The organism is Marinifilum breve (assembly GCF_003202155.1).
GTDB lineage: Bacteria > Bacteroidota > Bacteroidia > Bacteroidales > Marinifilaceae > Marinifilum > Marinifilum breve.
In genome coordinates this window covers 429,178-443,917 of the sequence record NZ_QFLI01000002.1, presented here as the reverse complement: position 1 = coordinate 443,917, position 14,740 = coordinate 429,178, and the positions used below count along the sequence as shown (strand labels likewise).

The following is a 14,740-nucleotide window of genomic DNA, read 5'->3' as shown; positions in this document are numbered from 1 at the left end:
GTGCTAAATTTCAGTAGCTAATCTTGTCTTGAGCTTTAACATATAGATTTAAATAATGGCCAAACACATCTAGATGTTTGGATATATAGATGAAAGTATATACATTTGAATCAAAATCAATAAACAATCAATAAAGAAACATGCGAAACATTATCTACCTATTGACTTTTGTTCTGGTGATGACAAATGCCTCAAAGGTTTTTGCTCAACAAACAGAGCTTAAATTGAGTTTAAAAGATGCTTTGCAAAAAGCCGATGAAAATAATAGGCAAATTAACAAAGCAAAAGAGAAAGGGAAAGCTGCTAAAGCAGAATTTCGTCAAACCAATTCGGTTTTTCTTCCCAATTTAAATTTATCTCATACAGCAATAACAACAAATGATCCGTTGGCAGCGTTTGGTTTTAAACTGAAGCAGGAAATTACTACACAAGCAGACTTCAACCCAGTTTTGTTGAATGATCCTGATCGCATTGAGAACTACAATACGAAAATTGAAGTTCAGCAACCCATAATTAATATTGATGGTTTGTATGGTAGGAAAGCAGCTAATGCGAAAATGCAGGCTGTAGATTATACCACGGAGCGAACTATAAACTTTACAAGGTTTGAAGTTAAGAAGGCTTACTACCAATTAGAGTTGGCACATGAGGCTGTTAATGTGGTTGGAAAATCTTTGGAAACAGCAAAATCTGCGTTACAATTGACCAAAGACAACCTGGAGCAAGGATATGTAAAGGAGGCCGACTTGTTATCTGCTAAGGTTCGTGTACTTGAATTGAACAATCAACTAGCGGATGCTAACAATGCTCAAAAACAGGCAGGGGAATTTTTAGCATATATATTGGGTTTGGACATTCAAACTGTAATTGAAACTACAGAGAAGTTAGATCAAAAGCCTTCTCTGTTACAAGCGATGGAAAATAAGCAAGATGAAGGAATGCGTTCAGATATTATGGCTTACAAAAAAAGTTTAGAGGCTCGTGAGAATATGCTGAAATCAGAGAAAATGAGATTTCTTCCACGTTTGAATGCCTTTGGGGCTTATGAATGGAACGATTCTCAATTCCTGGGAACTTCTGCTAATAATTATATGGTAGGAGCTAGCTTATCCTGGGACATTTTTAAGGGTTATAAAAATGTTGGCAAAGTGCAGAAAGCAAGGGCGGAATTAAAGATTTCAGAATTGGATTTGGCCGACTATCAATCTAAATCGAGTATGGAGATACAAGCTGCCAAAAGAAACTTAAAAGTTGCCTTTGACAGGATTGAAATGAACAAGTTGGCGAAAGATCAGGCCGAAGAAGCCTTTAGGATCAGAACCAACAGGTACAAGCAGGGCCTAGAAAAAACAATTGATGTATTACAGTCGGAGTCGATGGCGATGATGAAAAATTTGGATTATATCAATTCACTATATCAATACCATGTAGCAGTTTTCTACCTGGAATTATTGCTTGAAAAAGAACTACAATAAGCAGAACAAATCTCAAAAAAATAATAAATATGAACTCTAAGACAATATTATTGATCGCAATAACTGCCACACTAGCTTGGGGATTCCAATCGTGCGGTAGTGAATCAAATGCAAAGGAAAATCAGAAAGCGGATGTTACTGTAAGTGTGCAAACCGTTAAAATGGTAAACCAACCTGAACTTTTGAATTTTTCGGGTAAGATTGAGGCCGAAACCCATTCTAATTTGAGTACTCGTATTATGGGACAAATTGCCAGGATATATGTAGAACCTGGACAAAAAGTGAGTAAAGATCAGTTGTTGGTTCAAATCAAGGATCAGGATATTAAGGCAAAAAAAGCACAGGTAAAAGCCAATATGATTAAGGCCGAAGCAGCTTTTGAAAATGCCCAAAAGGATTACAAAAGATTTAAAGTGCTGTTCGAGCAAAAAAGTGCTTCGCAGAAAGAAATGGATGATATGACAACACATTACAATATGGCCAAAGCCGAACTGGAAGCCGTGAAGCAAATGGAAGCTGAAGTAAATGAAATGCTACGATATTCAGCAATTAAAGCTCCTTACAATGGAATTATTGCAAGAAAATATATGAACGATGGAGATTTGGCTTCTCCAGGGATGCCATTGGTGGCTATTGAAAAGCCGGGAGAATATAAGGTAATGGCAAGAATTCCTGAAACTGAGATAGCAAAAATTCAAAAGAATGATCCTGTAAAAGTAAAAATAGCGGCTCAGAACGAAATTGTAAATGGTAAAATCACAGAAGTAAATCCTTCAGCATTATATACTGGGAACCAGTTTGAAGCCAAGGTTGTTTTGCAACCAACTGATGATCAAAAAGCAAAATTATTTAGTGGCATGTATGCACAGGTTAGTCTCGAAAAAGGAGGGATGCCAGGTATTTTGATTCCGAATGATGTGTTGGTAAGAAAAGGACAATTAACAGGTGTTTACACTGTGAGCCAGATGGGAACAGCCATGTTACGCTGGGTACGTGTTGGCAAAACCAAAGATAATATGACAGAAATATTATCAGGCTTAAGTGATGGAGAACAATACATTGTTTCCTACCAAGGTAAGATTTGGGATGGTGCAAAATTAAGCATCAAGTAGTACGATCTTTAAAGAAAATTTGAGTTCTAACATCAAATGTCTTATGAAATGAAAACAGGATTTGCAGGCGGTATCGCCAACTTATTTATAAATTCAAAATTGACTCCTCTTTTAATGGTTGCTTTCATGATTATTGGAGTGTATAGCGCCTATTTAACACCAAGAGAGGAAGAACCACAAATAGATGTTCCCATAGCCGATATCTTTTTAATGTATCCGGGAGCAAGCCCATCGGAAATTGAATCTCGTGTAATGCAACCACTTGAAAAGGTTGTTGCAAATATACCAGGGGTAGAATACGTTTACTCTACATCCATGCCGGGACAGGCAATGCTAATTGTTCAGTTTTATGTAGGAGAGGATGTCGAAAGATCTCTTGTTAAGATGTACAACGAGATTATGAAACATATGGATGAAATGCCCAAAGGGACTTCCATGCCTCTGATAAAAACTCGTGCAATTGATGATGTGCCTGTGTTGGGATTGACTTTCTGGAGTGAAACTTACGATGATTTTCAATTAAAAAGAATTGCACAGGAAGTAAACAACGAAATTGAGAAGGTTAATGAAGTATCGGAAACCAAAGTAATTGGGGGGCGTTCACGTCAGGTGCGTGTTGTGTTGAACCGTGAACAAATGGCTGGTTATAATATTGATGCATTAAGTATTTCTCAGCAAATTCAGGTATCTAATCAGCAAATTGGTTCAGGATCGTTTAATAGTCACGATAAGGAATACCTTGTTGAAACGGGTAAGTTTCTTGAGAATGCTGATGATGTTTCCAATTTGGTGGTAGGTGTTTACAAGGGAAGTCCTATCTATTTAAAGCAAGTTGCCGAAGTGATAGATGGACCAGAAATACCATCACAATATGTAAGTTTTGGATACGGAAAAATCAATGATTCAAAAGAGAAATATAGAGGAGAATATCCTGCGGTTACCATCTCGGTTGCGAAACGTCGAGGTGCTGATGCCATGAAAGTATCAGAACAGATCCTAAGTAAGATTGAATCCCTAAAAAAAGATTTGATTCCTTCGGATGTGCATGTTGATGTAACCAGGAATTATGGGGAAACAGCATCCGATAAGGTAGCTGAGTTGTTACTACACCTTCTAGGTGCAATTGTAGCCGTTACATTTGTGGTGATGTTGGCCATGGGCTGGCGTGGAGGATTGGTTGTCTTTCTTTCAGTTCCAATTACTTTCGCATTAACCATGTTCAGTTATTATTTCCTCGATTACACACTGAACCGAATTACACTTTTCGCCTTGGTATTTGTAACAGGAATTGTGGTGGACGACTCTATTATTATTGCAGAGAATATGCATAGACACTTTAAAATGAAGCGTCTGCCATTTATGCAAGCAGCTCTGCGCTCCATTGATGAGGTAGGAAATCCAACCATTTTAGCAACCTTTACGGTTATTGCAGCTGTTTTGCCAATGGTTTTCGTTTCCGGATTAATGGGACCATACATGAGCCCAATGCCAATTGGGGCATCAATTGCTATGATATTCTCTTTGCTGGTGGCACTAACCATCACTCCTTATTTGGCATATCGCTTACTTCATCACGAGGAGAAAGAAGGCAAAGAGGAAAAAGTCTTTCAACTTGAAGATTCCTTGATTTACAAGATGTATGCAGCTACCATTCGTCCGATGTTAGAATCGAGATTGAAGCGCTGGGGATTTATTAGCGTTGTAAGTGTACTTCTGCTTGCTTCAACTACCTTGATCTATTTTAAAATGGTTGCGGTAAAGATGTTGCCGTTCGATAATAAGAACGAATTCCAGGTAGTAATTGACATGCCTGAAGGAACAACATTGGAACGTACAGCAGTAGTGGCCAAGGAATTGGCAGCTTATATTGCTCAACAAGAAAATGTAGTTGATTACCAAACTTATGTTGGAACTGCTGCACCAATTAATTTTAATGGTTTGGTTCGTCATTACGATTTGCGAAGGGGATCCAATGTTGCGGATATACAGGTGAATCTGACCCATAAGCACGATAGAGATCTTCAAAGTCATGATATTGCCAAGGCTATGAGACCTGGATTGCAGGAAATTGGAAAGAAATTTAATGCCAATGTAAAAGTGGTAGAAGTTCCTCCGGGACCACCGGTAATGTCGACTTTGGTAGCTGAAATTTATGGACCAGATAGCGCAGGACAGATTAATGTGGCCAAGCAGGTAAAAGGAATATTTGGAAAGACCAATGATGTTGTTGATGTAGATTGGTTGGTTGAGGATGATCAGACAGAATTCCAGTTCAATGTGGATAAGGAAAAAGCCATGTTGGCAGGGGTTTCAACTCAGCAGGTGGTTCATACTTTAAATATGGCATTGCGTGGACATGAGGTTTCTCAATTGTATCAGGAACATGAACATGAGCAAGTTGGAATTGATTTGAGACTACAGGAAAAGGACAGAAGTAGCCTAACCGACTTAAAGAAAGTAAATGTTCTCACACAGTCGGGACAACTGATTCCTTTGGGAGATATTGTTGATATCCAGGAAAAAATCAAAGAGAAAAGCATTTACAGAAAAAACCAAAAAAGAGTGGTTTATGTTACGGCGGATGTTGCCGGGAAATTAGAAAGTCCTGTTTATGGAATTATGGAGATATCGGATAATCTTACAGATGTTGAAGTACCAGAAGGATATGAATTGCTGGAGGAGTATACACAACAACCGTTTTTCGAAGATAACTACAGTTTGAAATGGGATGGAGAGTGGCAAATTACTTATGAAGTTTTCCGTGATTTGGGTGCTGCATTTGCTGTTGTGTTGTTGGTGATTTACATGTTGATTATTGGCTGGTTTCAGAATTTTAAAGTTCCATTCGTCATGATGGTATCTATACCTCTTTCTCTTGTCGGGATATTGATCGGACATTGGTTGATGGGTGCATTTTTTACCGCAACATCCATGATTGGTATGATTGCACTGGCAGGAATTATGGTCCGTAATGCGATATTACTGATAGATTTTATCAACCTGAGACTGGCCGAAGGAGTGCCACTAAAGGAAGCAGTAATTGAGGCTGGTGCAGTTCGTACTACACCGATTCTACTTACAGCAGGAACCGTAGTAATTGGTGCCGTAGTAATTTTGTTTGATCCTATTTTCCAAGGACTTGCAATTTCTTTAATGGGAGGATCAATAGCTTCAACATTCTTAACCTTAGTGATTGTACCATTAATTTATTACATGACTGAGAAGAAGAAATATCCAGAAGTAAAAGAAGAAATAGAAGTTTCCAATGAATAATCACATAAAGCCGAAAATATGAAGGTTGTTATCATTTTTTGTGTAAAAGCATTTTACAAAGAGCTAAAACAGATTTACAATACAGCAGGTATTGATGCCTACAGTGAATTTGATGTGAGAGGATATACCAATAAACGTAGTGGAAAATGTGAGGCGCCAAATTGGTTTGCTTCAAGTAAAGACTATTACGACTCTATCGCTACTTTTTCCTTTTTAGATCAGGAAAAGGGAGATGTGTTGATGAAGCAGATCGAAGAGTTCAACAAAGGAATTGATTGTTGTAGCCCAATTCATGCATACATGCTTGATGTTGAAAAGTTTATTTAAATAAAGTAGATATGAGAGAAAGAATCATAAGAGGAATTGCCGGTACTCTAGTACTGATAAGTATCATTTTGGCATTCTATGTGAACATTAACTGGTTGTTTTTAACAGCATTTGTAGGTTTAAATCTCTTACAATCCTCAATCACAAAATGGTGTTTAATGGATGATATTTTAAGAAAGGTTTTTAAAGTGGATAATTAATCCGCAAGTTTTGTTTATTGATCGAGAATCCCGAAGCAAATTTTTGTTTCGGGATTTTTTTAATATTCAAATGTAGATTTATTTACACGGGTTACATTTTAGTAGGAAATACTATAGGTAAGATTGATTTTACTGAAATTGTTCTGGTATGATAGTGGAATAGAAACAGAAATCAAAAACTTAGTATACTAAGTCTCCAACAAGAAGCATACTAAGTTTCCGACCAGAAGCATACTAAGTCTTCGACCAGAAGCATACTAAGTCTTCGACCAGAAGTATACTAAGTCTTCAACAAGAAGCATACTTAAATTTTAAATCGTCTAACACCTTTTTATATAAAAGTGGTGTTTTAGACCTAAAAGTAGTAGGATTCATATAGATTGTAAGTTTTATTAAATATTCATAATTGGTTCTTTTGTTCAGATTATCAGGAGTTAGTGGTACGTTTTGTGCTTTTTTAATGATCTGAGAATTTAATGAAATATTATGCATGAGTGATTGTGCATAAATTTTAAGCTCTAATAGGACAATTATGAGAATGTAGCCACCAAGAAAAATTAGTCTGATTGATAAAGATGATAAGTTAATATCATGCATTTGTAATTGTAGAAGTTGATGGTTAAATTTAGTAGGCTAATAAAACTCTACCCATATGAAATATATTTTCCTATTCATATCAATTGTTTTTTTGTTTGGATGTCACAAGGAGGAAGCTGTTAGCTTTTTAAATAAGGAAGAGCAAAAATGGCTTTTGGAAAATGGTGATTCAATTCGGGTAGTTCAAGATCCTTTGTTTGCACCTCTTGATTTTCTCAATGCAAAAAACGAGATCGTTGGTATTTCAGATGATTATTTGGATTTAATTGAAAAAAAATTGAATATTAAATTCATTCGAACACATCGAAACAACTTAGAAGAGAATCTAAACTTAATTAGGAATAAGAAAGTTGAAATTGCTACCTCTATAGCAGAAACTCCCCAACGTAGTGAATACTTAAATTTTACAATTCCTTACTATCAATCACCTGCGGTAATTATCAGTAATCAGAATAAAAAGTTATCTATAAGTGATTTAAAAGGGAAAAAGGTTAGTGTAAGTAATTTATTTGCAGTACATGAATTTCTGGTAAAAAATCACCCTGAATTAAATTTAGATCCGGTATTGGATGACTTAACCGGATTGAAGAAATTGGTTTTTAATGAGACGGATGTGATGGTTGTAGATTTGGGATCGGCTTCCTTTCATTTAGAGGATTTGGGGATTGTAAAACTACATGTTGCTGGTGATGTAGGCTTTACCTATGAAATAGCAATGGGTGTTCGCGATGATATGCCAATTTTAAGAGATATCCTTAACAAAACAATTCGTTCGATTGATAGAAGTGAGAAAAACAAAATACGCAAAGATTGGGTTTTTCTTTCGACTCGTGAATTTTGGGAGCGAGAATCATTCTGGTATTGGACAGCGAGTATACTTCTTGTTTTGCTGGGAGTGTTTTCAATAATTTTAGTTTTCAACAAAAGGTTGCAGAAGTTGGTAAGGATACGTACTTCAGAATTAAATAAAGAACTTTCTCAGAGGTTAATCGCTGAAACGTCTTTGCGCGATAGTGAAGAGAGGTATAGAGTGGTAGCAGAACAAAAAGGACAAATTGTGTATGATTATAACTTATTAAATGATCGCATATACTGGTCTGGTGATTTGGAGAGAACGATTGGTGTAAAACCTAAAGAATATGAGTCAGTAACAATAAAAGATTGGGAAAAATATGTACATCCCGATGATGTGAATGAAGCCAAAGAAATGTTGGAACAATCTATTGCAAATGGTGAAAATTACGATGTAATATACAGATACAAACGAAAGGATGGTTCTTATGTTCCTATAAATGATAAGGGTACTTTTCTTAAAGATAAAGACAATAAGGCCTACCGAATGTTGGGAATAATGAATGACATATCAATGCAAATTGAAAGGGAAGAGCAGCTTAAAGAAGCAATAAAAATTGCTAAAAATGCAGATCATTTAAAAACTCAGTTTCTTGCTAATATGTCTCATGAAATTAGAACACCTATGAATAGTATAGTCGGTTTTTCGTCTTTGTTAACGATGCCAACTATAACTAAAGATAAGCAACTTAAATATTGTGATTTTATTCAACAAAGCTCTGATTATTTGCAAAAAATCATCGATGACATTATGGATATTTCTATGATTGAAAGTGAGCAAATTAATTTATACAATGAGGAAGTTAATGTTAAAAATCTAATTGAAATAGTTAAGGAATTTTTCGCAAATCATGACAAAATAATCAATGAAAGTATCGAATTGAGAACACAAATTGATTTGGATGAAATTCATGAAAATTTATACACTGATGAGGTAAGGTTAAAGCAAATCCTAATAAATCTGGTAGGTAATGCTTGTAAATTTACTGAAAATGGTTCAGTCCTAATTCATTGCTCGAAAAGGGATCATACTTCTTTGTTGTTTAAAGTAAAAGATACTGGTGTTGGAATTGCTGAAGACCAAATTGAGAATATATTCGATCGATTTTTACAGGTGAAAAATCAGGGTATGGAGAACAATAGTGGAACCGGCCTTGGCTTATCTATTTCTAAAGGCTTGGTTGAGCTGCTAGGCGGGGAAATTTGGTGTGAATCGACTGTTGGGGTAGGTACAAGCTTCTATTTTACTCTACCTATAAGAGTATTGAATCAGGAACAATGACCGTAATAAGAGGAGAAATACATTAGAGCCATTGATTCTTCAATGGCTTTTTCTGAGTTCTTGCATCACGAATATATTCATACCACACCATGAAAAAGTGTAGATATTGAATGTTCAAACCACTTAGAACTAAATTTTCAGACCTCTTCATAGAACTACATTATTTTTTGACAAAATTGATGCTTAATTTAATATTGCATGTAGAGTAAGCTAAGTGTTAAATTTTGTTAAAAGTCAGGTAGTATTGAATTGTTTTTTAATTGCATGTTGATGAGTGTGTTTAAGAAATAATAACTGCAGTTTGAATTTTATATTTTCACCTTTTTATAAGGTTGTGATGCTAAACATAGTATTTATGCCAGATTTACAGGGTTTTGAGATGAAAAAAAACTTATTGAAAAAGCATTGTGATTTTTATGGAACTTTTATTTTTGCCGTTCAAATTATAGCAATTTTATATGATTCGTAAGCTTCAATACTTATTTGCAATTAGCTCAAAAGAACGATTTCACAGATATCTTTTAAAGAAAGGAGTTAAAATTGGCAAGAATGTTAATTTTAAGAATAGAAAGACCTTAGATTTTGATTTATCGAAGCCATCGTTGATAGAAATTGGGGACAATGTATTTTTCAATAAGCACTTCACACTCTTAACACATGATGCTGTATCAAGGCTGTACAGGGTGAAATATAAGGATTATATGCCTTATTCTATCGGGAAAGTTAAAATTGGAAATAATGTTTCTTTTGCTCGTAGAGTTACTGTTCTTAAAGGTGTAACCATTGGTGACAATGTATTTATTGGACATGGTTCTTTGGTTTCAAAAGATATACCATCAAACTGTGTTGCTGTTGGTAGACCGGCTAAGCCAGTGTGCTCGCTGGACGAATACTACGAAAGATCCAGAAGAAAATACATGGAAGAAATGAAGGAATATTATTATCACATTAAGAATGTAGAGAAAAGAACTCCTACAGTTGAAGATTTCAAAAAGGAGTATTCATTATTTATTAATGGTGATAAGATTGATGATTTTCTTGAATCTTTAGATAAAAGATCGAATCGAAAATTGAGACAAGAAATGGAAAATAACTATGATTGTTATAAGAATAATCATGTTGCCATGTTCAATGGATTTGATGATATGGTGGCTAATTTTTAGCCAATTGAATTCTAATATTATAAAAAGAGCCATTGATTAGTTTCAATGGCTCTTTGTGAATTAAATAACAGAAATAAATTATATCATAGGCATATGTGTTTAGTGTGTGTTAAGTATTTGTTTGTGTTGTTTTATCTTAAATGCTGTAAGCTGTTGTAGTCTTACAACTATTTCCTTTTATCGTATACATACCAGTAAGCAGTTCCTACAAATAGCGCACCACCTACAATGTTTCCTAAAGTTGCAGGAATAAGGTTTTTCACAATAAAATCCATCCAGGTAATATCAGCACCATGAAACATGGCTACAGGAATAAAGAACATATTAGCAACGCAGTGTTCAAATCCCATTGCTACAAAAGCCATAACAGGAAACCAAATTCCTAATATTTTACTGGCAATATCTTTGGATGCATAAGCAAGCCACATTGCTAAGGCTACCATCCAGTTACATGCAATTCCTTTTAAAAAGGTTTTGTAGAATGGATTAGAAGTTTTAGCAATTGCAATATTAATGGCTGAATCAACAGAAGGTGAATTCATAATCGCACCAGTAAGATAAACCAAGAAATAAGCAACGATTAATGATCCAATAAAGTTGCCGAAGTATACAATTGCCCAGTTTTTCAATGGTACTTTAAACGACATACGTTTTGAGAAAACTGATGGAATAAAGTAAGCTGTGTTTCCTGTAAACAATTCAGCACCAGCTACTGCACAAAGAATTAATCCTAATGGGAAAACTGCACCAAAGAAGAATTTTTGCAAACCTGGGTTGGTTTCGGCAAAACCAGGCATAGCACCACCAACAATTAAGGCCAGAAGGCTACCCATAGCAATATATCCACCAGCCAATAAAGCCAATACAAATGTTTTTTTATTTGCCATTACCTTTTTAGCCTCTGCAGTGTGATTCACTTCTTCTACAGTTTCAGCAGGAGAATTGAAACCATTTTGTTTTTTTACACTTACTTCAATTTGAGGTTTTGCCACCTCAATGATTTCATTAATATCTTGATACGACATTGTATTCAATTAATAATTAACAATTAGTAATTAAGAATGTAACTACCGATTATTAATATGTAATTCTTAATTTATAATAACTTCTTTGAAATATTGGCTTAGAATATTCTTAGCAGTCTCTAGTTGTTCTGTGGTGTTTTCGGGAACTCCTTCTAATTTGTATTCCCATTTTAGATGCTCGTATTTATGAACACCCAATTTGTGATAGGGTTGAATTTCAAGCTTTTCAATATTTCCATATTCCTGAAAATGTTTCCCCATTTCATGCAAATATTCTGGCTGATCAGAATAGCCAGGAACCAAAACGTAGCGCATCCAGATTCGAATATTTTCGTCACGAAGATGTTTGGCGAATTTTAGAGTAGTATCATTCCTTTTTCCAGTTAGCTTTACATGCAAATCTGGATTAATGTGTTTAATATCAAGTAAAACCAAATCGGTATTTGAGATTAATTCTTTCACATCATCGTTAAGAACATTACCATTGGTGTCGATACATGTATTAAAATCCTCCTCTTTTAGCTGTTTGAATAGTTTTTTTAATTCAGCAGCTTGCCATAGTGGTTCTCCTCCTGAAATGGTAACTCCGCCAAGCTTACCAAAGAATGGACGTTGGTTTCGTGCTTTTCTCATCACTTCATCAAGTGGAGTAGGAGTACCTCCTTTAAAACTTATGGTATCTGGGTTTGCACAGTACAAACATTTAAATGCACACCCCTGAAGGAATACAACAAGACGAATACCTGGACCATCATAAGTGCCAAGAGATTCGAATGAATGAACGTTTAACATTGTTGAGTTAGTTGTTTAGTTAATGAATCTTTCTGTTGTAATCCAGATTCATATCTTAAATAAAAAACGAGTCCGGAAAGCACAGAGTGTTTCCGGATCTCGGTATATAAGTAGAAAAACGTTCTTACATTTTTTCGAAGAAGCTACGAGAGATTACCTCAAGCTGCTGCTCGCGAGTCAAACGTACAAAGTTAACTGCGTATCCTGATACACGGATAGTTAACTGTGGATATTCTTCTGGACGTTCCATTGCATCTTCCAACATCTCACGGTTCAATACGTTCACGTTCAAGTGGTGAGCACCTTTGATGAAATATGCATCCATCATGGTTACCAAGTTATCCTGACGGATATCTTCAGTTGCACCTAATGACTTAGGAACGATTGAGAATGTATTAGAGATACCATCTAATGAATCTTCGTAGTTGATTTTTGCTACAGAGTTCAAAGAAGCAATTGCACCGTTAGTGTCACGTCCGTGCATTGGGTTAGCACCTGGCGCAAATGGTACACCAGCAGCTCTACCATCAGGAGTAGCACCAGTCTTCAAACCATAAACTACGTTAGAAGTAATGGTTAAGATAGACATTGTTGGCTCTGCATTTTTATATGTGTGAAGTTCTTTCAACAAACCGTTGAAGATCTTAGGAATCTCAACTGCAAAACAGTCTACACGATCATCATCGTTTCCATAGTATGGGAAATCACCTTCAATCTTAAAGTCACAAGTCAAACCTTCTTCGTTACGAACTGCAGTTACTTTTGCATTTTTAATTGCAGAAAGAGAGTCAGCTACGATTGAAAGACCAGCAATACCATATGCAAGGTTGATAGCAGGATTAGTATCTACCAATGACATTTGAGCCTTTTCGTAGTAGTACTTATCGTGCATGTAGTGAATGATGTTCATTGACTCATTGTAAACACGAGCCATTTCTCTCATCGCGATAGTGTAGTTTGCCATTACTTCTTCGTAATTCAACTCATCGCTCTTCATTGCAGGAATACCTTCGATCAACTGAGTACCAGTTTTCTCGCAACGACCACCGTTCAATGCAAGCAATAAAGTCTTAGCCAAGTTACAACGAGCACCGAAGAACTGAATTTGCTTACCAATTTCCTGGTATGATACACAACAAGCAATACCGTAGTCATCAGACTTACGAGTGTCAGTCATCAACTGGTCATTCTCGTACTGGATTGATGAAGTATCGATAGAAACCTGAGCACAGAATTTCTTGAATCCTTCTGGTAATTGATCAGACCAAAGAACAGTCATGTTTGGCTCTGGTGATGGACCTAATGTGTAAAGAGTGTTCAAGAAACGGAAAGAAGTTTTGGTAACTTTTGATCTTCCGTCCAATGTTCTACCACCAATCGACTCAGTTACCCAAGTTGGGTCACCAGCGAAAATCTCATCGTAAGCATTCATACGAAGGTGACGAACCATACGCAATTTCATTACGAATTGGTCGATCATTTCCTGAGCAAACTCTTCAGTAATTGTTCCTTCTTCCAAATCTCTTTGGATGTAGATGTCAAGGAAAGTAGAAACGTTACCTAATGACATTGCAGCACCATCTTGCTCTTTTACAGCAGCAAGGTATCCCATGTAAACCCATTGGATAGCTTCCTGTGCTGTTTCAGCAGGACGACCTAATTCCAAGTCATATTTAGAACCTAATTCTTTGATTTGACCCAAAGCTTTAATTTGCTCAGCAACTTCCTCACGTAAACGGATCGTTTCGTCAGTCATTGGACCATTCAATCCAGCTAAATCTTCTTTTTTAGCTTCGATCAAACGATCAATACCGTATAGTGCTACACGACGGTAGTCACCAATGATACGACCACGAGCATAGTTATCTGGCAATCCAGTAAGGAATCCTAATGAACGGAACTTACGGATTTCAGCTGTATAAGCATCAAAAACCCCATCGTTGTGAGTTTTTGCGAAGTTTCGGAAAATATCTTTAACACGATCTGATACTTCAAGACCTTGTTCAGTACAAGCTTTTTCAACCACGGCGATACCACCATATGGTTTCATTGCTCTGCGAAGCAATTCGTCTGCCTGTAGTCCTACGATAACCTCTAAAGATTTGTCAATATACCCAGCACCGTGAGAAGCGATCGTTGAAACAGTTTCAGTGTCAATTGAGCGAACACCATTGTTTGCACGTTCTTCTTTTACTGCATCAAGACACATTTGCCACAATTGCTTCGTGCGCTCTGTAGCTCCTGATAAGAATGATGCATCCCCAGCGTATGAGGTTAAGTTGTTACTAACGAAATCTCTAACGTTAATTGTCTTTTGCCATTCACCGGCTTTAAATTGCATTTTTACCATTGCAGATAATAGTTTTCTTTGATTGAATTTCTTCAATCATGATTAATTCAAATCCTTAGCGATGAATTTGAACTTGAAATGGTTGTGTTTAAAATTATATTTTGTTTTTGATCGTCAAAACTGACAATCTGAACAAGGAAAATAAACAAGATAAACTTGTCCGTTTTCCATTCAGAGCGCAAAGGAACAGACTATTTTTTTGTTACGCAATACCAATATGTTATGATATTGCTAATGCAAAGCTTTTCGAAAGGCTAAAGTTTCTGGTATTCTTAGAGTTTTGTAATGTCGA

At 36.0% G+C, this 14,740-nt stretch carries 10 protein-coding genes; 7 read left to right on the top strand and 3 right to left on the bottom strand.

The genetic code is table 11. The annotated features are described in order from the left end of the window. Positions 1 to 140: 140 nt before the first annotated feature. The 7 genes from DF185_RS05915 to DF185_RS05880 all read left to right on the top strand — a co-directional run bounded on the left by DF185_RS05915 (position 141) and on the right by DF185_RS05880 (position 10,281). Positions 141 to 1,475, top strand: a complete 1,335-nt coding sequence (locus DF185_RS05915) for a TolC family protein (protein WP_110359813.1) — start codon at positions 141 to 143, stop codon at positions 1,473 to 1,475. 29 nt (positions 1,476 to 1,504) lie between these two features. Further along, positions 1,505 to 2,587 carry an efflux RND transporter periplasmic adaptor subunit gene (locus DF185_RS05910; RefSeq protein ID WP_110359812.1) on the top strand — a complete coding sequence of 361 codons (1,083 nt, stop codon included), beginning with the start codon at positions 1,505 to 1,507 and terminating at the stop codon, positions 2,585 to 2,587. A 48-nt stretch (positions 2,588 to 2,635) separates the two neighbouring features. Next, positions 2,636 to 5,860 carry an efflux RND transporter permease subunit gene (locus DF185_RS05905; protein WP_110360135.1) on the top strand — a complete coding sequence of 1,075 codons (3,225 nt, stop codon included), beginning with the start codon at positions 2,636 to 2,638 and terminating at the stop codon, positions 5,858 to 5,860. A gap of 18 nt (positions 5,861 to 5,878) precedes the next feature. Next, positions 5,879 to 6,187 carry a hypothetical protein gene (locus DF185_RS05900; RefSeq protein ID WP_110359811.1) on the top strand — a complete coding sequence of 103 codons (309 nt, stop codon included), beginning with the start codon at positions 5,879 to 5,881 and terminating at the stop codon, positions 6,185 to 6,187. A gap of 11 nt (positions 6,188 to 6,198) precedes the next feature. Continuing rightward, positions 6,199 to 6,387: a YgaP family membrane protein gene (locus DF185_RS05895; protein WP_110359810.1), complete on the top strand. Its 189-nt coding sequence runs from the start codon at positions 6,199 to 6,201 to the stop codon at positions 6,385 to 6,387. 652 nt (positions 6,388 to 7,039) lie between these two features. Then, positions 7,040 to 9,118 (top strand): ATP-binding protein, encoded by a 2,079-nt coding sequence (locus tag DF185_RS05885; protein ID WP_110359808.1) that lies wholly within the window; start codon positions 7,040 to 7,042, stop codon positions 9,116 to 9,118. Between the two features lie 458 nt (positions 9,119 to 9,576). Beyond that, positions 9,577 to 10,281, top strand: coding sequence for an acyltransferase (locus tag DF185_RS05880; protein WP_110359807.1), 705 nt, complete (start codon positions 9,577 to 9,579; stop codon positions 10,279 to 10,281). A gap of 167 nt (positions 10,282 to 10,448) precedes the next feature. On the opposite strand, the gene DF185_RS05875 is transcribed toward DF185_RS05880, so the two are convergent. The 3 genes from DF185_RS05875 to pflB form a co-directional block, all read right to left on the bottom strand. After that, positions 10,449 to 11,306 (bottom strand): formate/nitrite transporter family protein, encoded by an 858-nt coding sequence (locus DF185_RS05875; RefSeq protein WP_110359806.1) that lies wholly within the window; start codon positions 11,304 to 11,306, stop codon positions 10,449 to 10,451. A gap of 66 nt (positions 11,307 to 11,372) precedes the next feature. Continuing rightward, on the bottom strand, positions 11,373 to 12,098 hold the full coding sequence (gene pflA / locus DF185_RS05870; protein WP_110359805.1) for a pyruvate formate-lyase-activating protein: 726 nt from the start codon (positions 12,096 to 12,098) through the stop codon (positions 11,373 to 11,375). Positions 12,099 to 12,222: 124 nt separating this feature from the next. Then, the gene (gene pflB, locus DF185_RS05865; protein WP_369073408.1) at positions 12,223 to 14,484 is read right to left on the bottom strand and encodes a formate C-acetyltransferase; all 2,262 of its coding nucleotides are present in this window, start codon (positions 14,482 to 14,484) and stop codon (positions 12,223 to 12,225) included. Between the last annotated feature and the right edge of the window lie 256 nt (positions 14,485 to 14,740).